The 24,544-nt window shown below is 67.8% G+C and carries 24 protein-coding genes and 4 tRNA genes; 15 read left to right on the forward strand and 13 right to left on the reverse strand.

Translation table 11 applies throughout. The features are described from left to right. Positions 1 to 10: 10 nt before the first annotated feature. Positions 11 to 358 (forward strand): DUF2273 domain-containing protein, encoded by a 348-nt coding sequence (locus tag ACZ5IK_RS22930; RefSeq protein ID WP_465489506.1) that lies wholly within the window; start codon positions 11 to 13, stop codon positions 356 to 358. Between the two features lie 192 nt (positions 359 to 550). Here the strand turns inward: ACZ5IK_RS22930 and ACZ5IK_RS22935 are convergent, their stop codons facing one another. The 4 genes from ACZ5IK_RS22935 to ACZ5IK_RS22950 all read right to left on the reverse strand — a co-directional run bounded on the left by ACZ5IK_RS22935 (position 551) and on the right by ACZ5IK_RS22950 (position 3,152). Beyond that, positions 551 to 1,045: a hypothetical protein gene (locus tag ACZ5IK_RS22935; protein ID WP_465489507.1), complete on the reverse strand. Its 495-nt coding sequence runs from the start codon at positions 1,043 to 1,045 to the stop codon at positions 551 to 553. Between the two features lie 855 nt (positions 1,046 to 1,900). Further along, positions 1,901 to 2,089: a hypothetical protein gene (locus ACZ5IK_RS22940; protein WP_465489508.1), complete on the reverse strand. Its 189-nt coding sequence runs from the start codon at positions 2,087 to 2,089 to the stop codon at positions 1,901 to 1,903. Positions 2,090 to 2,508: 419 nt separating this feature from the next. Continuing rightward, entirely contained in the window at positions 2,509 to 2,787 is a 279-nt protein-coding gene (locus tag ACZ5IK_RS22945; RefSeq protein WP_465489509.1) for an IS3 family transposase, read from the reverse strand. 29 nt (positions 2,788 to 2,816) lie between these two features. Continuing rightward, positions 2,817 to 3,152 carry a transposase gene (locus ACZ5IK_RS22950; RefSeq protein WP_465489510.1) on the reverse strand — a complete coding sequence of 112 codons (336 nt, stop codon included), beginning with the start codon at positions 3,150 to 3,152 and terminating at the stop codon, positions 2,817 to 2,819. Between the two features lie 141 nt (positions 3,153 to 3,293). Between ACZ5IK_RS22950 and ACZ5IK_RS22955 the strand changes: the two genes are divergently transcribed. After that, on the forward strand, positions 3,294 to 4,421 hold the full coding sequence (locus ACZ5IK_RS22955) for a tyrosine-type recombinase/integrase (RefSeq protein WP_465489511.1): 1,128 nt from the start codon (positions 3,294 to 3,296) through the stop codon (positions 4,419 to 4,421). A gap of 158 nt (positions 4,422 to 4,579) precedes the next feature. On the opposite strand, the gene ACZ5IK_RS22960 is transcribed toward ACZ5IK_RS22955, so the two are convergent. The 4 genes from ACZ5IK_RS22960 to ACZ5IK_RS22975 all read right to left on the reverse strand — a co-directional run bounded on the left by ACZ5IK_RS22960 (position 4,580) and on the right by ACZ5IK_RS22975 (position 5,386). Continuing rightward, a tRNA-Val gene (locus ACZ5IK_RS22960) sits at positions 4,580 to 4,654 on the reverse strand. A 1-nt stretch (position 4,655) separates the two neighbouring features. Beyond that, positions 4,656 to 4,726: transfer RNA gene (locus ACZ5IK_RS22965), tRNA-Cys, on the reverse strand. 25 nt (positions 4,727 to 4,751) lie between these two features. Further along, positions 4,752 to 4,824, reverse strand: a tRNA-Gly gene (locus ACZ5IK_RS22970). Between the two features lie 136 nt (positions 4,825 to 4,960). After that, the gene (locus tag ACZ5IK_RS22975) at positions 4,961 to 5,386 is read right to left on the reverse strand and encodes an SsgA family sporulation/cell division regulator (RefSeq protein WP_020672550.1); all 426 of its coding nucleotides are present in this window, start codon (positions 5,384 to 5,386) and stop codon (positions 4,961 to 4,963) included. A 400-nt stretch (positions 5,387 to 5,786) separates the two neighbouring features. Here ACZ5IK_RS22975 and ACZ5IK_RS22980 point away from each other — a divergent pair. The 5 genes from ACZ5IK_RS22980 to ACZ5IK_RS23000 all read left to right on the forward strand — a co-directional run bounded on the left by ACZ5IK_RS22980 (position 5,787) and on the right by ACZ5IK_RS23000 (position 11,783). Beyond that, positions 5,787 to 5,858 (forward strand) — tRNA-Val (locus tag ACZ5IK_RS22980). Positions 5,859 to 6,751: 893 nt separating this feature from the next. Further along, positions 6,752 to 8,278, forward strand: coding sequence for a sugar transferase (locus tag ACZ5IK_RS22985; protein ID WP_465489512.1), 1,527 nt, complete (start codon positions 6,752 to 6,754; stop codon positions 8,276 to 8,278). Positions 8,279 to 8,427: 149 nt separating this feature from the next. After that, positions 8,428 to 9,042, forward strand: a complete 615-nt coding sequence (locus ACZ5IK_RS22990) for a malonic semialdehyde reductase (protein WP_465489513.1) — start codon at positions 8,428 to 8,430, stop codon at positions 9,040 to 9,042. A gap of 138 nt (positions 9,043 to 9,180) precedes the next feature. Next, positions 9,181 to 11,250 (forward strand): threonine--tRNA ligase, encoded by a 2,070-nt coding sequence (gene thrS, locus ACZ5IK_RS22995; RefSeq protein ID WP_465489514.1) that lies wholly within the window; start codon positions 9,181 to 9,183, stop codon positions 11,248 to 11,250. Next, positions 11,247 to 11,783, forward strand: coding sequence for an HIT family protein (locus tag ACZ5IK_RS23000; protein ID WP_465489515.1), 537 nt, complete (start codon positions 11,247 to 11,249; stop codon positions 11,781 to 11,783). The genes thrS and ACZ5IK_RS23000 overlap by 4 nt, the downstream gene beginning before the upstream one ends. Positions 11,784 to 11,879: 96 nt before the next feature. On the opposite strand, the gene ACZ5IK_RS23005 is transcribed toward ACZ5IK_RS23000, so the two are convergent. Beyond that, a complete protein-coding gene (locus ACZ5IK_RS23005; RefSeq protein WP_410600830.1) occupies positions 11,880 to 12,422 on the reverse strand; it encodes a YceI family protein in 543 nt (180 codons plus the stop codon). 117 nt (positions 12,423 to 12,539) lie between these two features. On the opposite strand from ACZ5IK_RS23005, the gene ACZ5IK_RS23010 reads away from it, so the two are divergent. The 6 genes from ACZ5IK_RS23010 to ACZ5IK_RS23035 all read left to right on the forward strand — a co-directional run bounded on the left by ACZ5IK_RS23010 (position 12,540) and on the right by ACZ5IK_RS23035 (position 16,882). Next, positions 12,540 to 13,082, forward strand: a complete 543-nt coding sequence (locus tag ACZ5IK_RS23010; protein ID WP_465489516.1) for a MarR family winged helix-turn-helix transcriptional regulator — start codon at positions 12,540 to 12,542, stop codon at positions 13,080 to 13,082. 102 nt (positions 13,083 to 13,184) lie between these two features. After that, entirely contained in the window at positions 13,185 to 13,826 is a 642-nt protein-coding gene (gene pgsA / locus ACZ5IK_RS23015; protein ID WP_101607335.1) for a phosphatidylinositol phosphate synthase, read from the forward strand. Continuing rightward, positions 13,823 to 14,740: a phosphatidylinositol mannoside acyltransferase gene (locus ACZ5IK_RS23020; protein WP_410600831.1), complete on the forward strand. Its 918-nt coding sequence runs from the start codon at positions 13,823 to 13,825 to the stop codon at positions 14,738 to 14,740. Before pgsA ends, ACZ5IK_RS23020 begins: the two co-directional genes overlap by 4 nt. 22 nt (positions 14,741 to 14,762) lie before the next feature. Next, positions 14,763 to 15,908 carry a glycosyltransferase family 4 protein gene (locus ACZ5IK_RS23025; RefSeq protein ID WP_101613143.1) on the forward strand — a complete coding sequence of 382 codons (1,146 nt, stop codon included), beginning with the start codon at positions 14,763 to 14,765 and terminating at the stop codon, positions 15,906 to 15,908. After that, positions 15,905 to 16,387: an NUDIX hydrolase gene (locus ACZ5IK_RS23030; RefSeq protein ID WP_465489517.1), complete on the forward strand. Its 483-nt coding sequence runs from the start codon at positions 15,905 to 15,907 to the stop codon at positions 16,385 to 16,387. Before ACZ5IK_RS23025 ends, ACZ5IK_RS23030 begins: the two co-directional genes overlap by 4 nt. A 12-nt stretch (positions 16,388 to 16,399) precedes the next feature. Beyond that, the gene (locus ACZ5IK_RS23035) at positions 16,400 to 16,882 is read left to right on the forward strand and encodes an XdhC family protein (RefSeq protein ID WP_465489518.1); all 483 of its coding nucleotides are present in this window, start codon (positions 16,400 to 16,402) and stop codon (positions 16,880 to 16,882) included. 25 nt (positions 16,883 to 16,907) lie between these two features. Here the strand turns inward: ACZ5IK_RS23035 and ACZ5IK_RS23040 are convergent, their stop codons facing one another. Then, positions 16,908 to 19,016: an elongation factor G-like protein EF-G2 gene (locus ACZ5IK_RS23040; protein ID WP_465489519.1), complete on the reverse strand. Its 2,109-nt coding sequence runs from the start codon at positions 19,014 to 19,016 to the stop codon at positions 16,908 to 16,910. 174 nt (positions 19,017 to 19,190) lie between these two features. On the opposite strand from ACZ5IK_RS23040, the gene ACZ5IK_RS23045 reads away from it, so the two are divergent. After that, on the forward strand, positions 19,191 to 20,615 hold the full coding sequence (locus tag ACZ5IK_RS23045; RefSeq protein ID WP_465489520.1) for an FAD-binding oxidoreductase: 1,425 nt from the start codon (positions 19,191 to 19,193) through the stop codon (positions 20,613 to 20,615). 189 nt (positions 20,616 to 20,804) lie between these two features. Then, positions 20,805 to 21,719, forward strand: a complete 915-nt coding sequence (gene pdxS / locus ACZ5IK_RS23050; RefSeq protein ID WP_101607340.1) for a pyridoxal 5'-phosphate synthase lyase subunit PdxS — start codon at positions 20,805 to 20,807, stop codon at positions 21,717 to 21,719. Between the two features lie 93 nt (positions 21,720 to 21,812). Here pdxS and tgmC read toward each other — a convergent pair whose 3' ends face one another. From tgmC to tgmA, 3 genes are read right to left on the reverse strand one after another with little or no spacing between them, the layout of a single operon-like run. Next, positions 21,813 to 23,042 carry an ATP-grasp peptide maturase system methyltransferase gene (gene tgmC, locus ACZ5IK_RS23055; RefSeq protein ID WP_465489521.1) on the reverse strand — a complete coding sequence of 410 codons (1,230 nt, stop codon included), beginning with the start codon at positions 23,040 to 23,042 and terminating at the stop codon, positions 21,813 to 21,815. Next, the gene (tgmB, locus tag ACZ5IK_RS23060) at positions 23,039 to 23,953 is read right to left on the reverse strand and encodes an ATP-grasp ribosomal peptide maturase (protein WP_465489522.1); all 915 of its coding nucleotides are present in this window, start codon (positions 23,951 to 23,953) and stop codon (positions 23,039 to 23,041) included. Before tgmB ends, tgmC begins: the two co-directional genes overlap by 4 nt. A 48-nt stretch (positions 23,954 to 24,001) precedes the next feature. Beyond that, positions 24,002 to 24,430 carry a putative ATP-grasp-modified RiPP gene (tgmA, locus tag ACZ5IK_RS23065; protein WP_465489523.1) on the reverse strand — a complete coding sequence of 143 codons (429 nt, stop codon included), beginning with the start codon at positions 24,428 to 24,430 and terminating at the stop codon, positions 24,002 to 24,004. Positions 24,431 to 24,544: the final 114 nt, after the last annotated feature.

A 24,544-nucleotide genomic window follows, 5' to 3' on the forward strand; every position in this document is an offset into this window, starting at 1 on the left:
AGGAGTGGCCATGAGCTACACCCATCTCGGACTTCTGGCCGGCCTCGTGCTCGGTCTGGCCGCCGCGTTTGGCGGCTTCTGGGCCTTCCTGCTCGTTTTCATCCTCGGCGCGGCCGGTCTCCTCGTGGGACCTCGAAGCGCTCCTGCGGGCGCTGGTCCCGGACGTGACCCTGTGGACAGACGGCGGAGGAAAGGGCCCCTGCCACCAGCCTCGAACCCTGTCCACGGCCGCGAGGCCGTCGCGCGGCGACTGCTCGTGGCCGTGGCGTCGAACCTCGACTCGGTCACCAACCCCGACAAGCTGACCCGCCTCCCCAGCTCCCACTGCCCTGCGCCGTCAAGGCAGGCTCAGCGTTGACCGGGTGACGAAAAAGAGCGCCGATGATGAAGTAGCTTCGAGGACTGCACGCAGGGACTGTGGGAGTCATGCTGGCGGCCGCGCTAGCCGTGTCGGCGCACGCCAAGACCGAGATCGTCGGCGGCACCCGTGTGGGCATGGCATCCGCGTGGCAACCATGAGTCGTCGGGCTCGTGGTTGCCACGCTGGGATCTAGCGGACGGCTTGGAACTGGGTGATCCAGGTGGTGTGGTAGGTCATGGCCTGGCATCGGATGTCGGTGTCGGGTTTGAGTGTCACGGCGTCGGTGAGTTTGTAGGGGAAGTTGGCTTCGCTCACGGCCAGGGTCGGCTGTAGTGGGTCCGCGCCTGCGTTGGAGAGTTCGAGTTGGCCTTGGCAGTAGGGTTTGTCGGTTTCGTTCGCGACGGTGTCGATCACGACTTGGCCGGGGGTGACGGAGGTCAGTTTGATCTTCACGTTGGCGTTGGGGTTGGACAGTGTCAGGGTGACGTATCCTTTTTCTCCGGGCAGCAGGACACCGGTTTGCGCGCCGGTCACGGTGGCGGGGGACATTGCCTCGGCCGAGCCGGACACTCCGCCCGCGGTGCTTTCCTGGACGAACGCGGCGATCGCGAAACCGCTGAGGCCGAGGACTGTGCCGGTGATGGCGAGAACGATGACGGGCTTGGCTTTCTTGGTGATACGCATGGTGATTCTCCTCCTGGAGGATGGAACCCGTGACCGGGCGGCCATGGAATAGGTGGGCAGGGTTGTACCGGTCGGTGCAGGCCTGAGGTGTCAGGGCCGGGTCGGCGGGGCCGACTCGCTTGGGCCGGGCGGCTCGTCGACGGGCGCGGTATCAGACGGCGTAGATGTGGCAGGCGTTGTTTCGGGTCCGGCCGGAGTGCCCGGCTGTTCCGCGGATGGTTCAGGGGGTGCGGTCGTGGAGCTGGTTGTCGCTGGTGCGGCGCGCGTGGCGTGGGCTGGTGTCCAGCTCCCGGTGGTGCCGTCGATTGACACCGTCACCGTGATCCGGTCGAACCCGGCGGCCACCGCGACACCGTTCGCGGCTGCCGGGGAGCCGAGTTCGAGGGCGACGATCAGCGCGAGGACCGCTCCTCGCCGACGACCGCGATCGTTCAGTGTGGGACATGCGAGTTGCCGGCCAGATGGAGGCATGATGGGTCGCTATTCCTCTCTGCAATTCCGGGCCGAGTCGATTCGGCTGGCCCGGGGAAGACCGCACCCTCGCCACAACTGGGGTAAAAAAACGTGGTGCGCGGCAACGTCTCGTAGACGTGCTCGCCGATTGCTGAAGCTGGCGGATATCCTGTCAAAGTCTCGATCGTTGTCGAGCAGGTGAACCGCGTGCCTTCACTGATGAACTCGACCACGTCAGGAATATTGTTACGTAATATCGTTGAGCACTGTTGAAGTGTTATAAATCGTCGAAATCGTGCGCGCCGACTTCGGGGCGAACACTTCGTCAGCGCTGTCGACCCAGACTGGTCTCGCCTCGAGGCCCCGGCAACGAAACGAGCAACGGCGGCGGCTACGAGTCCTTCACCGGCAGCCTGGTTTCGACACGTGGTGTTCCGGCAAGGCGGCGGCATCTTCATGGGCGAACCCGGTGGCGACAACCAGGATAGTCTTGATCGTGGTGACGGCATCAATATCTACAGCGCAGAGCATGCCGTCGTTAATACGCCCGGGCTTGAGTACGGGAGGCGCCTCTGAACGACGAAACGCCACCGGCGGCGTTGTACGTGCCGACAAATGTGTCCGTGCAGGTCAAGTGCTGTCGGTGGGTGACCGCTCGCGGTCCGGCGTGATTGCGTCTTTGTGCTGGTTCGCTTCGTCTATCTCGCCGTTGTCCACGTGTTCGCTGTGTTGCGGCTACTGTCGATGACCGACCGCGAGAGGGACGCTGAGATCCTTGCCCCGCGCCACCAACTGACCATCTTGCAACGACAGCTCGGTGACCAGCGCCCGCGACTTCGGCCTGAGGACAGGATGTTCCTTTCAGCGTTGCTGGTGCCGCCGGCGCGCGGGGTGTTGCGTCGGCTTCGGCTTGTGGTCAGCCGGACACGGTGCTGCGGTGGCATCGCGATCTGGTGAAACACCGTCATGCCCGTGTGGCGTGAATCGTGGGCCTGGGCGTCCGCGTGTTCTCACCTCGATCCGTCGCATCGTTCTCCTGTCTGGGGCCCTGTCATGATTTCCGTGTAAGCCACGGAAATCATGGCAGGGCCGCTGATCATGATGCCCAGGCCGAGGCGTAGCTCGGCGTGCACCCGTGGAGCGCCGTAGGTGCCGCGGGAGCGGGCATGGATCTCGGCGATCACCCCGGTCAGCCACTCCCGACGCAACGCCGCCGACGACATCGGCCTCGATCGCCACTCATAGAACCCGGAATGACTCACCTCCAGCAGCCGGCAGGCCAGCTTCACCGGTAGCCCTCGCTCCGCGAGCCGGGCGACTACCGGGAACGCCCTTGTGGGTCGCCCTTCAGCTCCTCGTAGATCTTCGAGGCCTCGCGCAGGACCTCCAGTTCGGTCTGCAGCTGCCGGATCCGCCGCTTCGCGGCCGCCAGGTCCGCGTGCTCAGCGCTGCTCAAACCGGGACTTTCTCCGTGGTCGACACGATCCTGCTTGACCCAGTTGTGCAGGCAGGACTCGCTGATCTCGAGCTCACGCGCGGTCTCCCGGACCGACTTGCCAGCCCGGACCAGCCCTGACCAGAGCGACCGCCCGAGTCCGGAACTCAGCGGGATAAGCCTTCGGCATGATCGACAGCCTCCCAGACGACAAGCCATTAACTCCACAAACCCGAGTCCGTCATCTAGGGGCAACGCCACCGTGTCCGGCGAACGGGGGAAGCTCAGTTCAAGCGTCCTGACGGGACGTGGGGGAGCAGGTCGGGTTTCAACACCGAGAAGGCCGCCGAAGCCTGGGGCGTGGAGCAGGAGGCGTTGATCCGCCGCAACCTGTGGCTGGACCCGCGGGAAGCGGAGATGTTGTTCGGTGTGTTCGCCGAGGAGTTCATGGACGCGGTCGGTCCGCGGCTGGAGCCGACGACGCTGGCGAAGTACCGGTCCTTTCTGGACAACCATCTACTGCCGCAGTGGTCGTCGTGGCCGCTGGCCGGGATCTTCAACAGTTACGTGGAGATTGGGAAGTGGCTCTCGGAGTTGCATGAGGACTACGCGGACTCGTCGGTGTCGTCGATCTTCTCGTTGTTCTCCACGATCCTCGGCGCGGCGGTCAAGGCACGGAAGATCCCGGCGAACCCGTGCGCCGGGATCCGGGTCACGTCGGGCGAGTTCGAGATCGAGAACCTTGTCGCGACGCCGGTGCAGGCACTGCGGGCGGCGATGTGTCTCTACGAGAGCGGACTCGGGCTCGCCGGGTTCGTGCTCGGGTTGCTCGACTTCTACACCGGTTCCCGCTGGGGCGAGCTGGTCGGCCAGCAACGCCACGAGTACGACAGCGAAGCGCGGTCGATCCAGATCCGTGAGCCGCTGAAAGAAATCGGTGGACGTCTGTTCAAAGGCGGTCGCCGGGTAGACATCTCGCAGCTCGCTGATCTCGGGCCGCGGCCGACTCGTCCGGTGACTCCGCGGCGACAGGGAGGTCGGGCGAAGAAGGACCGGACGAAGACCCCGACTGGTACGCGGAGCGTGGAGTTGCCGCCGAGTATCGCAGTTTTCTACGAAGAGTTGATCGACAGTCACAGCTTCCCGTTCGTGCCCTGCAGCGCTGAGGGAGCCCCGTTGAGGCGGTCGAACTTCCGCAACCGGCACTGGCGCCAGGTGTGGGATGGCAGTGACGCTGAACACACACGGTCTGCGGAAGTGGTGCAGCCGATCCTGCTGACGTTCACCTTCCACGAAGGACGGCACAGCCACAGCACCTGGCTGGCCGAGGACGGCATCCCCGAAGTCGCCCGGCGAGCGCGGCTGGGGTCAGAAGATGAAGGGCATCGCGCGTGTCTACGACCACGTGACCCCACTCATGCGCCGCCAGATTCTGCAAGCGCTGGAGACCCGCTGGATCGGGTCGCTGGTCGCGCTCACCCCAAGTGAGCGCACGAAGCTGGGGGAGTGGTTCCCGCACCTGCACGCCACTTTCCGTGACGGGCAGCTGGAGACGGCCCCGAGGGCCATCGCCATTTCATCGTCCTTTAACGACTGAAGCCCTGCCCCTCCGAAGAGAGACAGGGCTTCAGTCCTGCGAAAACAGATGGTGCGCGATACTGGGATTGAACCAGTGACCTCTTCCGTGTCAGGGAAGCGCTCTCCCGCTGAGCTAATCGCGCGAGGTGGAGACGGGATTCGAACCCGTGTACACGGCTTTGCAGGCCGTTGCCTCGCCTCTCGGCCACTCCACCGTGTCAGGCCCGAGAAGGCCTTCCGAGCGGATGACGGGATTCGAACCCGCGACCCTCACCTTGGCAAGGTGATGCGCTACCAGCTGCGCTACATCCGCACATCCTCGGTACGGTTTGAGAGTTTCTACCTCGCGGTTTTGCCTCTCACCCCGTCGCCGTGGTGTGTGTGAACACTATCCGACCCCGAAATCGGCCCTGCAACCGGGGTGCCACTTGCTGTTCGCAAGCCCGTCATCAGGACAGATCGTTGGGGATGAGGTGCGTGAGGGCGTCGTCGACGTCGACCCACAGGTGCTCGTTGCCCGGCAGCACGACGTCGTAGGTCCTGTCGAGGAAGTCGGCCAGCTCCTGAGCGGACGCCTCGAACATGGCGTGCCCGGACGGCGAGTTCAGTTCGATCAGGACGGACTCGGGGTCTTCGACGGAGGGGCGGATGCGTACGTCGCCGTCGCCCGCGTCGGCCAGGAGGCCGTCCGCGAGGAGGTCGCGCGCGTAGACCCACTCGACCCAGCCGGCGCGGCCGGTGCGGAAGGCGGCGACGACCGCGTAGGGGTCGCGTGTGTCGTATCGCAGTTCCACCTTGACCGGAACCGCGGGTGTCCGCGGCGCCAGGAGGTCGAACACCGCCGTCGAGCGGAGCGTCACGTGATCGTTGCGCATCGTCCTACCCTTCGTCTCCTTCCCGGCCCGGTCGAACCGAGTGGCGATGATGTGACGCATCGGCCGGGCGATCGGAACGCGGTTTTGCCGCAGATCACCCGGACGGGGTCATCGGACCCCGGGTTCCTGCTTCGTCACCCCATCATCACCCGCGCGACGCGCAGCCCTACATGCGCCCTGCAGGCAGTCCACATGTACATACTGCGCGGTTTAGTCGTCACGCGATAGCACCGTCGCACGAATGTCGAAACGCGTCGCGGGCGCCCCCCGGCCCTGACAACCCCGGCTAGCTCGTGGTTGTTCGCTCCGTATTTGCTGGTGAGCGGAGTGTGGTCGGCGCGAACCACCCGTTTGCAGGCCCCCTAAAGTCGTGCGGTAGAGTCGGCCGGACACCGCGAGCGGGCGATTAGCTCAGCGGGAGAGCGCTTCGTTCACACCGAAGAGGTCGCTGGTTCGATCCCAGTATCGCCCACCGGATGAAGGCCCTGGACCACTCGGTCCGGGGCCTTGATTCATTCTCGGACACTGTCGGCGGCGAGCCGTCCGGCGGCATTCGATCCCCAGGTCGGACGCGGGTTATGTGGGGGCGGTACTTCTACCGTCGCGGGCGGGCGCGTCGATGCGGCCGAATCGCCCTGGTGTGAGGGCGATGGCAGGGAGAGCCGGTTCGAAGATCTTCGGCGGCGGCGGTTCCGGCCGGTGTGGACATTCGTCGGAAACCACGTGTCGCGCGACGAAAACGTCGTGTGAGCCATCCGTCGAGACGACATTGTGATCCTCGGCACTTAGCACCCCGTGAGAAGGTCCAGACCACCTTCGAAGTGATGCGGGGCACGGGAGACCGGCTCACCCGTCCGGCTCCGGGGAGGGGGGTGCCGTGATGCTGACGTGATGTGACGAAACGCCACTCCGGTGACCGATTGACAAGGTAGGTCCGCGCGCCGTGAGCGCGCCTCCCCCGTCGCGGTGCTCCGGAGGTGTGAAATCCACTGTGGACCGGCCGGAGATCGACTTCGGCAGACCGTCCACTGTGGAGTTTTCGGGGCTGTTCGGCCGTTCGGGCGCGTGGTGCTCCAAGTGGCCGGGAAAGCCGGGAATTCGTGACTACTTTGCGTAGTTGTTCGGCGGATACGGTCTATTACGCATCGTCATCATCTTGTTATCAACACGGCATTCATTTGCCTGAAGCTCGGACAGGGTGTGGCTGGAAATCCTTGTAACGACGGCCGGAGAGTTGCCGATACCTTGGCGTGTGTCGCCCCATCGGCCGCTGAGGAACCTTGAGAATCGATCACTCTTCGAAATCGCTCTCATTTACGCAGCGTGTTGGTCCGGCGTTCGGGAATCCCCACTCCGGGAGGTCTGATGGAAGAGTCGGTGCGGCCGTCGTCCACCGTTAACGGGACGCCGCAGCACATCGACCTTCAGTCGATCCCGCGTCCCCCGCAAAGGGGCGCGGGCAGCGCCGCGGCAGTCGACACCACGTCGGCACGGCCGCCTTACGCGGCTTGGGAATCGCGCTACCGTGCCTGGGTCATCGGTAGTGACGTTTTCACCGCCTTCGCGCTCATCGTGATGAGCGCCTTCTTGATCGATCGATCCGATCCGCACGACATGCACGCGCTCGGCACCGCCGCCGCTTTCTTGTTCGGGTTGTCGGTCTGCCGGGCCTGGAGTCCGCGAGTCCTCGGCGAGGGCGCGGAGGAGTACCGGACGCTGGGGCGTGGCCTGGTGGCCACCGCGGTCCTCGTCGCGCTGGGCGGTCTGCTCTTCGGGGCGCTCGCCGTGCAGCCGTGGGTCTTCATCGTCGTCCCGATGATCTCGGTCTTCATGTTCCTGCAGCGGTACGCGCTCAGACAGGTGCTGCACCGGCGCAGGCGGCTCGGTGAGTGCCTGCTGCCCGTACTCGCGGCGGGAAGTCCCGACACGGTCGCCGATCTCATCGCCCGCACCAAGGCCGACCCCCATGTCGGCTGGCGGGTGGAAGCCGTCTGCACGTACAGCGGCGCCGGCGCGGAGCGGGGGAGCGGTGAGGTGGAAGGCGTCCCGGTCGTCGGGAAGCTCGACGAGCTCGCGGGCCACGTCCGCCGTGGCGGCTACCGGGTGGTCGCCGTGACCGCGGATCAGCACTGGAACCCGAAACGCCTGCAGCGGCTCGCCTGGGACCTCGAAGGGACCTCCGCCGAGATGGTGGTCGCCCCGATGCTGATGGAGGTGGCCGGTCCCCGGCTGAACGTCTCCGGGGTGCTCGGCATGCCGCTGCTGCGGGTCACCGCGCCGATGTTCACCGGCGGCCGCCGTCTGGTGAAGGAAGTGCTCGACCGGTTCGGCTCCACGCTGCTCCTCACCCTCGTTTCCCCGCTGCTGCTGGCGATCGCGATCGCGATCAAGCTCGACGACCGGGGCCCGGTGATCTACCGCCAGCGCCGGGTGGGCCGTGACGGGCACACCTTCACCATGCTGAAGTTCCGCACGATGGTCACCAACGCCGACAAGCTCAAGCAGGACCTGCAGTCGGACAACGAAGGTGCCGGACCGCTGTTCAAAATGCGCAAGGATCCGCGGGTCACGAGGGTCGGCGGCATGCTCCGCCGGTACTCGCTCGACGAGCTGCCGCAGCTGTTCAACGTCGCGAGCGGGCGTATGTCGCTCGTCGGTCCCCGCCCGCCGTTGCCGGAGGAGACCGCGAAGTACGCCCCCGACGCGCGCCGCCGTCTGCTGGTCAAGCCGGGGTTGACCGGGCTCTGGCAGGTCAGCGGCCGCAGCGACCTCAGCTGGGCCGAGAGCATCCGCCTCGACCTGCGCTATGTCGAGGACTGGTCGCTCGCCCTGGACCTGGTCATCCTCTGGAAGACTTTCCGGGCCGTGGTGCAAGGGCGAGGGGCCTACTGACCTTTTCGCCGCGTCGGCCGCCGTTCCTTCCGGGACGGCGGCCGATTCTTGTGATCGACCGCACACGCAGAGGTAGTTGAAGTAGAAATAGTCAAGCGCTCAACTAGGTTGTGACGAGTACAGGAAGCGTACGGAAGGAAGATCCACCCATGACCACCAGCGTTGAGTCGGCCGAGACCCTGAACCTCCCGCAGGACGTGCAGGACCTGCTGTTCCGCGAGGCCCGCACCGCGAACAACTTCAGTGACGAGCCGGTGACCGACGAGCAGATCCGCGCGATCTACGAACTGGTCAAGTGGGCCCCGACGTCGATGAACAACCAGCCGCTGCGCGCGCTGGTGATCCGGACCGAAGAGGGCAAGAAGCGCCTCTCCCCGTTGATGTCCGAGGGCAACCGCGCGAAGACCGAGGCCGCTCCGGTGACCGTCGTGCTCGCCGCCGACACCGAGTTCCACGAGAACCTCCCGCGCGTGTTCCCGCACTTCCCCGGCGCGAAGGACCTGTTCGCCGACGAGGTGGGCCGCATCGAGACCGCCAAGCTCAACGCGCTACTGCAGGTCGGCTACTTCATCATCGGCGTCCGCGCCGCCGGGCTGGCCGCCGGCCCGATGACCGGCTTCGACCGCGAAGGCATCGACAAGGAGTTCTTCTCGGACAAGCCGTGGAAGTCCCTCGTCGTGATCAACGTCGGCAAGCCGGGTGAGAACCCCTGGTTCGACCGCCTGCCGCGGCTGGACTTCGACGAGGTCGTCGAGACCGTCTGACCTCGTCGCTCGATACGCGAAGGCCTCCTTCCGATGGGAAGGAGGCCTTCGTGGTCGTTGGGGTAATGCGCGTGAGACCTGTCGTGGCTGACGACTAACATCACAGCAAAGTTGTACAACTTAGCCAAGGAGATCATCGTGTCCCAGCCGTCGTCAGTAGCAGCCGTAACCGCCTCGCGCGTGGTGGTACCGGCGGGCACTACGGCGGGCACCGCGGTCCGCGAAGCCGGGCTGCCGACCAAGGGGCCGGACACGATCGTCGTCGTGCGCGACGCCGAGGGCAACCTCCGCGATCTGGCCTGGGCTCCGGAGTCCGAGGTCGAGGTCGAAGCCGTCGCGGCGAACACCGACGACGGCCGCAGCGTCATCCGCCACTCGGCCGCCCACGTGCTCGCCCAGGCCGTGCAGCAGCAGTTCCCGCAGGCCAAGCTCGGCATCGGCCCGCCGGTCAAGGACGGCTTCTACTACGACTTCGCCGTCGAGACCCCGTTCACCCCGGAAGACCTGCAGGCGCTGGAAAAGCGCATGAAGCAGATCGTGAAGGGCTCGCAGCAGTTCTCGCGCCGCGTCTTCGATTCGGTCGACGAGGCGAAGAAGGAACTGGCCGACGAGCCGTTCAAGCTCGAACTGGTCGACCTCAAGTCCGAAGACTCCACAGTGGACACCTCCGAGGTGATGGAGGTCGGCGGCGGCGAGCTGACCATTTACGACAACCTCGACCCGCGCACCAAGGAGCGCGTGTGGAGCGACCTCTGCCGCGGCCCGCACGTGCCGACCACCAAGTTCATCCCGGCGTTCAAGCTCACCCGCGTCGCCGCCGCGTACTGGCGTGGTGACGACAAGAACCCGCAGCTGCAGCGGATCTACGGCACCGCGTGGGAATCCGCCGAGGCGCAGGACGTCTACCTGGAGCGCCTCGCCGAGGCCGAGCGGCGCGATCACCGCAAGCTCGGTGTCGAGCTGGACCTCTTCTCCTTCCCCGACGAGATCGGCTCGGGGCTGCCGGTGTTCCACCCCAAGGGCGGGATCATCCGGCAGGAGATGGAGAACTACTCGCGTCAGCGGCACGTCGAGGCCGGGTACGACTTCGTCTACTCGCCGCACATCACCAAGGGCGCGCTCTTCGAGACCTCCGGTCACCTCGACTGGTACCGCGACGGCATGTACCCGGCGATGCACCTCGACGCCGAGCACAACGAGGACGGCACGGTCCGCAAGCCCGGCCAGGACTATTACCTCAAGCCGATGAACTGCCCGTTCCACGACCTGATCTTCCGCTCGCGCGGGCGTTCCTACCGGGAACTGCCGCTGCGGATGTTCGAGTTCGGCTCGGTGTACCGCTACGAGAAGTCCGGCGTGATCCACGGGCTCACCCGCGTCCGGGGCATGACGCAGGACGACGCGCACATCTTCTGCACCCTGGAGCAGGTCCCCGGTGAGCTGAAGTCCCTTTTGGACTTCGTGCTGAACCTGTTGCGCGACTACGGTCTCGACGACTTCTATCTCGAACTGTCCACCCGGAACGAAGAGAAGTACATCGGCTCGGAAGAAGTCTGGGCCGAGGCGACCGAGGTGCTGCGCACCGCCGCCGTGGACTCCGGGCTCGAACTGGTGCCGGACCCGGGTGGCGCGGCGTTCTACGGGCCGAAGATCTCCGTGCAGGCCAAGGACGCGCTGGGCCGCACCTGGCAGATGTCGACCATCCAGCTGGACTTCATGCTGCCCGAGAAGTTCGAGCTCGAGTACACCGCCGGTGACGGCAGCCGTCAGCGTCCGGTGATGATCCACCGCGCGCTGTTCGGCTCGATCGAGCGGTTCTTCGGCGTGCTGACCGAGCACTACGCGGGTGCGTTCCCGGCGTGGCTGTCGCCGGTCCAGGTGGTCGGCATCCCGATCACCGAGGATCAGGTGGAGCACCTGCGCGGGGTCGAGAAGGCGCTGCGGTCCAAGGGGATCCGGGTCAACGTCGACGCGAGCGACGACCGGATGCAGAAGAAGATCCGCACCCACACCACGCAGAAGGTGCCCTTCATGCTCATCGCGGGTGCGAAGGACGTCGAGGCGGGCGCGGTGTCGTTCCGGTTCCGTGACGGCGGCCAGATCAACAGCGTCCCGGTGGCCGACGCGGTCGAGGCGATCGCCGGTTGGGTCCAGCGTCGCGAGAACTCCTCGCCGACGGTGGCGGGCTTGGAGACGGTCCTCCGGTGACGGGCCCCGATGGCCCTGAAGTCGTCGGACAGGACGGTGTCGGGGTTCCGGACGCGTTGCAGCGCCTGTGGACCCCGCATCGGCTCGCCTACGTCCAGGGATCGAAGCGACCCGACGAGGGCTGCCCGTTCTGTCATCTTCCCGAGAAGAGCGACGAGGACGCGCTGATCCTCGCGCGCGGGAAGACGGTGTACGCGGTGCTGAACCTGTACCCGTACAACCCCGGCCACCTGATGGCCGTGCCGTACCGCCATGTCGCGGACTACACGGATCTGACGCCGGAGGAGACCGTCGAGGTGGCGGAGTTCACCCAGCGCGCGATGTGCGTGATCAGGGAGGTGTCGTCGGCGCACGGGTTCAACATCGGGATGAACCAGGGCGTGATCGCCGGCGCCGGGATCGCCGCGCACCTGCATCAGCACGTGGTGCCGCGGTGGGGTGGCGACGCGAACTTCATGCCGGTGATCGGGCACACGAAGGTGCTGCCGCAGCTGCTGGGGGAGACGCGGCAACTGCTGGCGGATGCCTGGTAGTTCCGGTTCGCGTGGCCGGACCCGAGTGTCATGAAAGGGGCTTTCAGGACGTTTTTCGTCCTGAAAGCCCCTTTCATGACATCTGGGGCCACGAGCTCAGGCGTTGAGCGCGGCCTGCAGCTCGATGTCGATCTTGACCTTCTCGGACAGGAAGGCGTTGCCCTCCGGGCCGATGCCGAAGTCGCGGCGGTTCACGGTGGCGGTGGCCGAGACGCCGAGGGTGGTGGCGTTGTCGTTGGCCGGGTTGGTGCCGATGCCGTTGAACTCGGCTTCGAGCGAGACCGGGACGCTCTTGCCGCGCCAGGTGAGCTCGCCGTCGATGACGTAGTCGCCGCCGTCCTCGCGGATGCCGGTCGAGCGGAAGGTGATGACCGGGTGCTCGTCGACGTGGAAGAAGTCCTCGGACTTGAGGTGCGTGTCACGCCCGTCGACACCGCTGGCGACCGACGAGGCGTCGATCTCGACGGTGACCGTGGAGTCGAGGATGTTGTCCGCGGTGACGACCTCGCCGGTGAAGGCGGTGAAGTTGCCGCGGGACTTCGCCAGGCCGAGGTGCTTCACGGTGTAGGCGATGTCCGAGTGGGCGGTGTCGACGGTCCACTTGCCTGCGACGTAGCCCGGGATTTCGGTGGTGGTCATGAAGTCGATCTCCAAAAGTCTCTGGTCTGGCTGTGGTGAACCCTCGTCTGGTTGAGCGCTCAACCACGACTGTAGCGCAGTTTGGTTGAGCGTTCAACCAGGGGTAGAATGGGTGACATGTCCGAACCCCGGTGGCTCTCCGACGAGGAGCAAAAAGTCTGGCGCGACTTCTCCGCGGCCACGCGGATGCTGCAAGCGCATCTGGAGGGCCAGCTCCAGCACGAGGCGGGCATGCCCCACACCTACTACGAGGTGCTCGTGGCCCTGTCCGAGGCGCCGGGCCGCAGGCTGCGGATGAGCGAGCTCGCCGACGCGCGCAAGGCGTCGCGCAGCAGGCTCTCGCACGCGGTCGCGCGGCTCGAGGCCAACGGCTGGGTGCATCGTGAGTCCTGCCCCACCGACAAGCGCGGTTCCTGGGCGGTGCTGACCGCCGAGGGATTCGCCGCGCTGGAGAGGGCCGCGCCCGGGCACGTCGAGGCCGTCAGGGAGAGCCTTTTCGACCCGCTGACCCCCGAACAGGTGAAGGCACTCGGGGAGATCAGCGCCGCCGTCCTGGGGCGGCTGTCGCCGAAATGTGCCGCCGCGGAGGCGGAACTGGCGCTGCGGGAAGGCAATCTCGCCGAGTTCGGAGAGACGGCCGAACTGGCCAAAGCGGACTGAGCGAAAGCCGGTCCAGGGCGGGCACGACGACGGGTGTCGGTGCGGGTGGATAGGCTTCGGACGCCCAACCGACCCTGCTGCTTAGGTGCACCTGAAGAACCGATGCTCAACATTTTCGCGCGCGCCTCCGTTTCCCGCGTCACCGACCCCATGGGGAAGGTGCTCGTGCGCGCCGGCCTGACCCCGAACGCGATGACCGTCATCGGCACGGCCGGGGCGGTGCTCTGCGCGCTCGTGTTCTTCCCGAACGACATGCTGCTGTGGGGCACCTTCACCGTCTGGGGCTTCGCGATGCTGGACCTGCTCGACGGCGCGATGGCCCGCGCCCGCGGGTACGGCACGGCGTTCGGGGCCGTCCTCGACGCGACCTGCGACAGACTGGTCGACGGCGCGCTGTTCGCCGCGATCGCGTGGTGGTGCTTCGTCCACGACGACAACCGCCCGGCCGCGGCCGCCGCGCTGATCTGCCTGGTGCTCGCGCAGGTCATCTCGTACGTCAAGGCCCGCGCCGAGGCTTCCGGGCTGGAGGCCGACGGCGGCCTCGTCGAGCGCGCGGAGCGCCTGATCATCGCCCTGGTGGGAACCGGACTGCACGGTCTGGGCGTTCCGTACACCGTGGACATCACCCTCTGGCTGCTCGCGGTGCTTTCCGTGATCACCCTTCTGCAGCGGACGGCCGCGGTGGCCAAGGCCGCGAGGGCCGCCAAGGCGGCCGGGCCACCCGCCACGGAAGGCGGCTCATGACCGGGTTCTCGCAGCGGCTGGGCGACTTCGGCTACGCGGCGGGCTGGCGGCTCGCGCGCTGGCTGCCGGAGCAGGTCGGCTCGGTGACTTTCGGCCTCGGCGCCGACCTCGCCGTCCGGCGGGACGGCGGAGGGGTGCGTCAGCTGCGGAGCAACCTCGCCAGGGTCGTGCCTCAGGCCGACGGCGTCGAACTCGACGAACTGACCCGCCGTGCGATGCGGTCCTACGCTCGCTACTGGCACGAGATGTTCCGGCTGCCTTCGATGGACCACAAGGAGGTCAGCCGCAAGGTCGCCCAGTCGATCACCGGGGTCGAGAACCTCGACGCCGCCCTCGCCGAGGGCAACGGCGCGGTGATGGCGCTGCCGCACAGCGGGAACTGGGACGCGGCGGGTGTCTGGCTCGCGGACTACCTCGGCGGTTTCACCACGGTCGCGGAGCGGCTGAAACCCGAATCGCTGTACCAGCGGTTCGTGTCCTATCGCGAATCCCTCGGTTTCGAGATCGTGCCGCTGACCGGCGACAGTTCCGCGATGCGCGTACTGCTCAAGCGGCTGCGGGAGAACAAGGCGATCTGCCTGGTGGGCGACAGGGACCTGACGAACTCCGGGGTGCCGGTCAAGTTCTTCGGCGAGCAGACCAAGATGCCGGGCGGACCGGCCCGGCTGGCCGCCACCACCGGTGCCGCGCTGATCCCGGCGGGCTGCTGGTTCACCGAGGACGGCTGGCAGATCCGGTTGCACCCGAGGATCCGGGTCACGAACCGGTCCGAGGTCCCGGCCGCCACCCAGGCGCTGGCGGACATCTTCGCCGGTGACATCGCCGCGCATCCGGCCGATTGGCACATGATGCAGAAGTTCTGGCTCTCCGACTTCGAAGCCGGGGAACAAGCCGCCCTCGGCGAAGCGAGTTGAGCCGATGGCTCAGGCGCGCGTCATGAAGATCGGGATCGTCTGCCCCTACTCGTTCGACGTGCCGGGCGGCGTCCAGGGGCACGTCATCGACCTGGCCAGGGCGCTTCTCGCGCGCGGGCACGAGGTCTCGGTGCTCGCGCCGGCGGACGAGGACTCCGACGTCCCGGATTTCGTCGTCCCCGCGGGGAAGGCGCTCGGCATCCCGTACAACGGCTCGGTCGCGCGGCTGCAGTTCGGCCCGGTGTCCTACGCCCGGGTGCGGCGGTGGATCCGTGACGGCGACTTCGACGTCCTCCACCTCCACGAGCCCGCCGCGCCGAGTCTTTCCCTGCTCGCGCTGAAGGTCGCGGACGGCCCGATCGTGGCGACCTTCCACACCGCGACGACGCGTTCGCGCACGCTGGCGGCGTTCCAGCCGGTGCTGCGGCCGCTGCTGGAGAAGATCACCGCGCGGATCGCGGTGTCGGCGCTGGCCCGCCGGGTCCAGGTCGAGCACGCCGGTGGAGACGCGGTCGAGGTGCCCAACGGCGTCGACGTCGACTTCTTCTCCCGCGCGCTTCCGCTGGACGGCTACCCGCGAGCGGGCGGCACGGTCGGGTTCGTCGGGCGGTACACCGAGCCTCGCAAGGGGATGGGTGTGCTGCTGGAGGCGTTGCGGATGCTGCTGCCGGAGTTCGAGGACCTGCGGATGCTGGTCGTCGGCCGCGGCGACGCCGATCAGCTCCGCCGTGAAGCGGGGCCGGAACTGGCGTCGCATATCGATCTGCTGGGCCAGGTCGACCACGAGACGAAGGCACGGGCCCTGCGCAGCGTCGACGTCTACTGCGCGCCGAACACGGGCGGCGAGAGTTTCGGGATGATCCTCACCGAGGCGATGGCGGCGGGCACCCCGGTGCTGGCGAGCGGCCTGGACTCCTTCCGCCGGGTCCTCGACGACGGCAAGGCCGGGATGCTGACCGAAACCGGCGACGCGGCGGCGCTGGCCGACGGGTTGCGTGAGCTGCTCGGCGATCCGGCACGGCGGGCGTCGCTCGCGGCGGCCGCGGGGGAGCGGGTCGCGATGTTCGACTGGTCCGTGGTCACCACGCAGGTCTTGCGCGTGTACGAGGCGGCGATCGCCGCCGACCCCCGGCGGGTCGGCGCGGGCGAACGCGAGTTCAGCCGATGACGACCTGGGTGTGGCTCGGCGGCCTGGTGGCCGTGATCGTGGTGCTGGGCGGGCTGTTCCTGCTCGCGACGGCGAACCGGCTGGACCGGCTGCACGTCCGGATGGACGCGGGCTGGGCGGCGCTCGACGCGGCCCTCGCGCGGCGCGCCGTCGTCGCCAGGGCGGCCGCGGTGATCCTGGAGGACGAAGAACTGCGCGCGCTGGGCGAGCGGGCCGAGCACGCCGAGCGCCCGGATCGCGAAGCCGAGGAAAGCGAACTGACGTTGCGGCTGGCGCACGTCGACCGGACGGCGTTGCCCGCCCCCTTGACCGAAGACCTGAACGACGCCGAGCACCGCGTCGTCATCGCGCGGCGGGTGCACAACGACGCCGTCCGGGACACACTGCATCTACGGCGGCGCCGGAAGGTCCGGTACTTCGGCCTCGCCGGCACCGCCAGGCTCCCGGAGTACTTCGAAATCGCCGAACCCGACGTGTAGGAGGACTGCCCCATGACCGAGCGGGTACTGGTCGCCGTGTTCGCGACGCCGGTGGCGTCCTTCCTTCTGCGCTACGGCAAGGACCTCGGGTACACGCCGGTGTTGTTCGATCCGGACGGCGCACGGGCGACAGACGTCGAGGGCGGCTTCGAGGCCGTCTCGACGGTGCCGGACCTCGGAGCGGACGCCGACGTGGTCGTCACCGATCACGACCGGCCCGAACTCGGCGAAGTGCTCAAAGCGGTGCTCGACCACCCGGCCCGGTGGGTCGGCGTGCTGGGCAACCCGCGCCACGCCGGCCCGCATGTCGTCGCGCTCCAGGCGCTGGACGTTCCGGCCGCCGAGATCGCCCGCGTGCATCGCCCGGTCGGGCTGAACATCGGCTCGCGTACGCCGCCGGAGATCGCCATCGCCACCCTGGCCGGTCTGCTCGCCGACCGGAACGGGCGTCCCGGCGGTTTCGAGTTCAGCAGTCAGGCGCAGCCTGTCCGTTGAGGGTGGCGGCGGGGCGGGGTCTGGGCTAGAGCGCCACCGCTCCTTCCGGCATCGGCTCGAACCGGGCGTGCTTGCGGGTGAAGGTCGCCGTGCCCGAGGTCAGCGAACGCAGGTCGATCGCGTAGCGCAGTAGTTCCGCCGCGGGGACCTCGGCGCGGATGACCGTGCGGCCGCCTTCACCCGATTCGGTGCCGAGAACGCGGCCTCGCCGCGACGAGAGATCACCCAGCACGGTGCCCAGATGCTCGTCCGGAAGGCGCACCGCCACCTCTTCGAGTGGCTCAAGCAACGCGATCTTCCCGGCCGCGGCCGCCTCTTTCAGCGCCAGCGCGCCCGCCGTCTGGAACGCCGCGTCCGACGAGTCGACGCTGTGCGCCTTGCCGTCGACCAGGGTCACCCGGATGTCGATCAGCGGATGTCCGTCGACCAGCCCTCGCTGGGCCTGCGCCCGGACTCCCTTCTCGACGCTGGGGATGAACTGGTGCGGCACCGAACCGCCGACGACCTTGTCCACGAACTCGAAGCCGGAACCCCGTGGCAGCGGTTGGACTTCGATGTCGCAGACGGCGAACTGGCCGTGGCCGCCGGACTGCTTGACGTGCCGCCCGTGCCCGCGGCCAGGCCCGGCGAAGGTCGACCGCAGGCTGATGCGGACGGGTTCGGTGTCCACGTCGGCGCCTCCCGCGCGCAGCCGCGACAGCACGACGTCGGCGTGGGCCTCGCCCATGCACCACAGCACGAGCTGGTTCGTCTCGGCGTTGCGGTCCAGCCGCAGGGTCGGGTCGCCCGCGACGAGCCGGGAAAGGTTGCGCGCCAGTGTGTCCTCGTCGCTGCGTGTCTTCGCGATGACGGCGACCGGCAGCAGCGGTTCCGGCATCGTCCACGGTTTCATGATCAGTGGGTCTTCGGGGGAGGAGACGGTGTCGCCGGTCTCGGCCGAGCCGACCTTGGTGAGCGCGCAGAGGTCGCCCGCGACGCAGTACGGGACTTCGCGCAGGTTCGCGCCGAGCGGCGAGTACAGGTGCGCGACCCGCTCGTCGGCGTCGTGATCCTCGTGCCCGCGTTCGGCGAGACCGTGGCCCGAGACGTGCACCGGGCGTTCCGGGCGAAGCGTCCCGGAGAACACCCGCACCAGTGACACCCGGCCGACGTAGGAGTCGACGGCGGTCCGGACCACCTCGGCGGCCAACGGACCGTCAGGATCGGCGCGGAGAAGCGCGTGCGGCTCGCCGGTGGGCGAGGTGACCTCCGGCGGGACGTGCTCCAGCGGCGAGGGGAAGGCGCGCACGATCCCGTCGAGGACCTCGGCGAGCCCGACGCCCGTCGTCGCGCACACCGGGATCACCGGATGGAAGGACCCGCGCGCGACGGCGGTCTCGAGGTCGGCGATCAGCGTGTCCTCGGCGATCTCCTCACCGGAGAGGTACCGGTCCATCAACGACTCGTCCTCGCTCTCGGCGATGACACCTTCGATCAGTTCGTTGCGGGCCTCGGTCATCCGGGCGAGATCGTTCCCGTCCGGCTCGCCGACGTCGGGCGGAAAGCCGTGCGAATAGTCGAAGTAGCGGCGCGTGATGAGCCCGACGAGACCGTCACGAGAGGGTAGGTACAGCGGCAGGACGCCGGCCCCGAAGGCCTCCTGGCAGGCCGCGATCTCGCCCTCGGGGTCGGCGCGGTGATGGTCGAGCCGGGAGACGACCACCGCCCTCGGCATCCCGACGGCCGCGCACTCCTCCCAGACCGCGATCGTGGCCGCGTCGACGCCTTCGGCCGCGCAGACCACGAACAGCGCCGCGTCGGCGGCGCGGAGCCCGGCCCGCAGTTCGCCGACGAAATCGGCGTACCCGGGGGTGTCGATGAGGTTGATCTTGTGGCCCTGGTGCAGCACCGGCGCGACCGAGAGGCCGACCGACCGCTGCTGCCGGACCGCGGCGGGATCGTGGTCGCACACCGTGGTGCCCTCCACGACCGAGCCCGCCCGCGTCACCGTGCCGGACGCGGCGAGCAGTGCTTCGGCGAGCGTCGTCTTTCCGGATCCCGACGGGCCGACCAGGACGACGTTGCGCACTTTCGCCGGGTCGTCCACAGCGACGGCGGCCCCGGAGTCTCCGTTCTTGCTCTGTTTCTCGGCCATGCCGGTCTCCTCACCACACGACGCCGCGAACAGTGTGTCCTCGATCACACACCCACGACCGCCGTCGCGGCAAGGCGACCGGCGAGGGACCCCCCGAATGTCGACCCGGCGCTATGCTCGATGGCGGACACCCGGAGGCGTATCCGAACCGAATCCGACGGTGGGGGATGAGCGATGGAGCTCGACAGGCGGACGGTGTTGCGACTGGCAGGTGCGGTCCCGGTGCTGGCGGCGGTGCCCGCGGCGATCCCCGGACACGGCGGCGGGGACGAATGGGAACGGCTGCGAGCCCGGCTGACAGGCACGCTGTTCCGGCCCGGTGATCCCGGGTACGACGAAGCGCGGCTCGGGTTCTTCTCGCTGTACGACCATCGGCTGCCCGCCGGGATCGCGGTCTGCGCGAACGAGGACGACGTCCGGCGCTGTGTCGATTTCGCCGCGCGGCACCACGTACCGATCGCGGCTCGCTCGGGCGGGCACGGCTACGCCGGTTACTCCATTGTGGACAAAGGGCTGATCGTCGATCTGTCCCGCCTGTCGACGGTCGAAATCCGGCCGGGTGGCCGTGCGGCGATCGGAGCCGGCGCGCAGCTCGGCCGGGTGTACGAAGCGTTGGCGGCGGCGGGCCGCGCGTTGCCCGCGGGCAGCTGTCCGTCGGTGGGCATCGCCGGGCTGACCCTCGGCGGCGGGATCGGCGTCTTGGGCCGCAAGTACGGACTGACCTGCGACAACCTGGAATCCGTGCGGTTCGTCGGCGCGGACGGGAAACTGCGCGTGGTGTCGGAGGAGACCGCGCCGGACCTGTTGTGGGCGTTGCGTGGCGGTGGCGGTGGCAACTTCGGCATCGTCACCTCGTTCACCTTCCGCACGGCGGCGGCCAGGACGCTGACGAACTTCGGCCTGACCTTCCCACCCGCCGTGCTGGCCGATCTGGTCGCGGCCTGGCAGGACTGGCAGCCCGCGATGCCGGACGAAGTGTGGTCCGGCATGGGCCTCGGATCGGCGGCCGTCAACTGCGGTGGCTGTTTCGTGGGCCGTGCCACGGAGTTGAACCCGCTCATCGACGACCTCGTCCGCCGCGTCGGCACCGAGCCGCTCACCCGGGATGTGAGCGAACAGAGCCACCTGGCGACCATGCGCGCCTTCGCCGAGGAGACCCATTTCCCGGCCGCGGTGGCGCAGCGAGGGGAGTACGTCTCCACTTCGCGGATGCTGACCCATCGGGTTCCGGATCCCGACGCGCTGGCGTCACTGCTGACCAGTGATCCCGAGCTGTACTCGATCGTCGACGCGTACGGCGGTGCGATCGCGCGGGTGCCGTCGAGCGAGTCGTGCTTTCCGCACCGGTCCGCGCTCGGCAGCATCCAGATCACCCGCGGCCTGGCCGGCGGGGAAGCGCACGCGCGTCAGGTGATCGGCCGGGTCAGGGACGAACTCGGCCGGGAATTCGGGCAGGCCGGGTACGTCAACTACATCGACCCGGAGATGCCGGACTGGGCGAAGGCGTACTACGGCGACAGCCTGCCGCGGCTGCGCCGGGTGGCGCGGAAGTACGACCCGGACGGCCTGTTCGCCTTCGAGCAGGGCCTGGCCCGCTAGCCCCCTTCGCAATTCGTCCTCTAGTTGCGGTAGTTGCACGCGCAAGTACCGCAACTAGAGGACTAATTGCGGGCTAGATCACCCAGTGGACTGCTGAAATCGCCGCGAACTGGCCTGCTTCAGAGGTCCAAAAGCGGCCTACCCTCGGAAGCGTCACCCCTCCTCGTGCGCTTTCCGAAAGGTCCAGCAGTGTCTGACGACTCCACGAACACGGCCACCACCTCGCTCACCGGCACCGCCCGGGTCAAGCGCGGGATGGCGGAGATGCTCAAGGGCGGTGTGATCATGGACGTGGTCACCGCCGAGCAGGCGAAGATCGCCGAAGACGCCGGTGCCGTCGCGGTGATGGCGCTCGAGCGGGTCCCCGCGGACATCCGCGCGCAGGGCGGTGTCGCGCGGATGAGCGACCCGGATCTGATCGACGGCATCATCGAGGCCGTCTCGATCCCCGTGATGGCGAAGGCCCGCATCGGCCACTTCGTCGAGGCTCAGCTGCTGCAGTCGCTCGGCGTCGACTACATCGACGAGTCCGAGGTGCTGACACCGGCCGACTTCGAGAACCACATCGACAAGTGGGCCTACACCGTGCCCTTCGTCTGTGGTGCGACCAACCTCGGTGAGGCGCTGCGCCGGATCAACGAGGGCGCGGCGATGATCCGCTCCAAGGGCGAGGCCGGCACCGGCGACGTCTCGAACGCGACCACGCACATGCGTAAGATCCGCGCGGAGCTGCGTCGCCTTTCCTCGCTGCCCGAGGACGAGCTTTACGTTGCGGCGAAGGAACTCCAGGCACCGTACGAGCTCGTTAAGGAGGTCGCGGAGAAGGGCAAGCTGCCCGTCGTGCTGTTCACCGCGGGTGGCATCGCGACCCCGGCCGACGCCGCGATGATGATGCAGCTCGGCGCCGAAGGCGTGTTCGTCGGCTCCGGCATCTTCAAGTCCGGCAACCCGGCGCAGCGCGCCGAGGCGATCGTCAAGGCGACCACGTTCTACGACGACCCGGACGTCATCGCGAAGGTTTCGCGCGGTCTCGGCGAGGCGATGGTCGGCATCAACGTCGCGGACTTGCCCGAGCCGCACCGGCTGGCTGAGCGCGGCTGGTAAGCGAATCGGTCGATCGAGAGGCCCCGTGGACTTCTGTTCACGGGGCCTCTTCGCCGTGAACCGCCGGTAGCAGTCGATCAGGTCACGGTCCTGCTACAGGCTCGGCGTGGAGACCGGCTTGGTCCAGTGCCCGATGTTCGGTGTCGAGGTCGAGCAGGTCCAGCGGTGGTCACTGTCGGGCTGGTCGCACCAGAGGGTGTGGGTGTCGCGGGTGACGGTGAGCCCGAAACGGTCCCATCCGGGCCGTTCCAGCTGATTCCACAGCCGGTGGGCGCTCTCGACGACCCGCCAGAGACGTCGTGGACCACCTTCGGTGACCGCGTGTGCCCCGTCCACCGCGGCGACGGCGACATGTGCCCAGGAGCCGTCCGGGGTGGAAAGGGTGACCGTGGTGGGCGGGCCGGTGGTGTCGGGTCCGGTGTAGCCGATCGATACGTCCGGGCCGAGGTCGAACGCTGCCAGGAACCACACCACCATCGCGTTCCATGGCGTCCGCGGATCGACGGTGCTGGTTGACCGATGGGCGACGGTGGTGTCGCGGGCGGTCCAGGTGACGGTGCGGTCCGGTTCGCCCGGCTGGTGACGCAGCCCCATGAACGCCGCGTAGGTCGGATCGAACCGGCCCTCTGCCCGGTCGGTCCCGGTGCGGGTGATCCGGACGAGACTGCCCGCGCTTTGTGCGGTTTTCAGGTCGGTCAATGCCGCCCCACCTATCCGCAGTTGCTCCACCCACGCCCACGGGATAACCGGCACCGCGCAGGTCGCGATGATCCGATCAAACGGTGCGTGCCCCGGGAGCCCGAGCACGCCGTCAGTGGCCACCAGGGTCGGGGTGTAGCCGAGCCCGGCCAGCCGAGTGCGGGCCAGGTCGATGAGGTCCGGTTCGACATCGACGGAGAACACGTTGCCGGAGCCGAGCCGGTGCGACAGCAGCGCGGCGTTGTAGCCGGTGCCGGTGCCTATCTCGAGGACCCGATGTCCACTTCGCACGTCCAGAGCTTCGAGCATCCGGGTCATCAGGCCAGGCTGGCTGGAAGACGAGAGCACCCGGACGGGGTCAGTGTCCCGGCGCAGCGCGGTGATCAGCGGCTTGTTGGAGTAGACCGCGTCCAGCCAGGCCTTCCGGCCGTTGTCGGTGGTGGTGTCGGATTCAGTCCAGGCGCCGGTGGCGTCCTGAGTGTAGAAGCTCGGCACGAGCTCGTGCCGAGCGACGGCGCGGACTGCGGCCTGCCACGCGGAGTCGGTGAGCTTGCCCAGCCCGGTGAGGGTCGCGGCGAGTTCTGCGGCGTGGTCCTGCCACTGAACGTTCGGGCTGGTCGTCACGAGCACGCTCCCGCGAGTAGGTCCGCCAGCGCCGCGGTGATCGGTGCGCCGGTCTGGGCTTCCAGCCATCCATACTGCCCCGAGGAATTGCTTTCGTAGAACACGAGCCGCCCTGTGCCCTTCTCGATGCCGAAGTCCAGTGCCGCATAAGCCAAGCCCAGCGCCTTCATATACGCGCGGACCCCGGCCTCGACATCGGGCGGAGTGTCGATCAGCTGGTAGGTCAGCGCGCCGAAATCGGCCCGCCAGTCCACGTGTGCGGCGGCGGAGGTCGCGGTGATCAGGATGGTGAACATCCGCTCGCCGATCACCACCACCCGGGCTTCGGAGCCTTTGTCCACCCACGCTTGTGCCTGCAGCGCGGTCGACCCGGCACCGCGCAGATCGTCGATGTCCGCAGCGGTGAACCGGCGGGTGTAGGCGACCTTGAGCTGTCCGCCTTCGGTGATGTTGTTAGGTCCGAACGACTTGTGCACCACGCCGCCCGGCAGCCTCCCGGCGAACCGGCGTACCGCGTCTGGGGAGTTGGTGACCAGCGTGGGGAGGACGTGCAGGCCACACACCGCGGCTGTGGTCAACTGCAGCGGCTTGTACATGCTGTCGGCGGCCCTGTTGGGATTGTTCGCCCACAACACATCCGGAAGCGCAGCGAGCACGCCGCCGAATCCGAGCCTGGCCTCCCGGTGTGCGTAGGCGCGTTCGACTTCGGTGAGTTCGGGCGGGAACGCGAACGCGGCCGGGTCGCGATACCAAATGGCGCGGATATCGCCAAGCTTCACGGAGCGGTACGCAGTAGTCAGGGTGCCGATCCAGTGGCCGCCGGTGAGTTCGGCATCGAGCACGAGCCGGCGGGGGAACCAGCTCGTATCGGCGCGGAACACCGCGACATCCCGCCGGATCAGCTCCGCCACCAGCGCGTCGGTTGGAGCGTCGGCCTCCTGCGCGAGGATTGAGAACGGTCATTCCTCTTCCCAGCCCCAGTTTTCCTCAGGGCCCTCGTCGCCGTCGGTGGCGGACTTGGTCTTCCAGTCCTTGCCCATTGTTTCGATCAGCGGACGGCCGTCGGCATCGACCGCGACTTGCTGTGCGTGGCAATAGGCGACCACTTTCGTCACCGGGGTCGGCATGGACTGGGCGAACCGCAACCCGAACGGGCGAGTCTCCTCCGGACCCGCCGCTGCGGAGGTCACCGGGACGCGCACGGAGTAGCGGAACCGGGCGCTGGCCAAGGGGTCGTCGTCCAGTGTCGAGCCGAGCAGATCGGCCATCGTGGTGTCTCTTTCATTCGACTGAATGTCCTGCACGACAACGCTTTCGTTGTCCGCCAAGATCTCGTTCGGGTGATCGCGCAGCCACGGCACCCGGGAACCGTAGGTGTTGCCAGTCATCATCGCGGTGTCTGTCCCTTCCGTCGCACTGCTGGAGGGAAGGACATCGCGAATGGCGGGCGTGCCTCTAGGGTGAGGGGCGACTCACGGTGCATTCACGCACACACACGGTCC

The organism is Amycolatopsis sp. NPDC031561 (assembly GCF_055580625.1).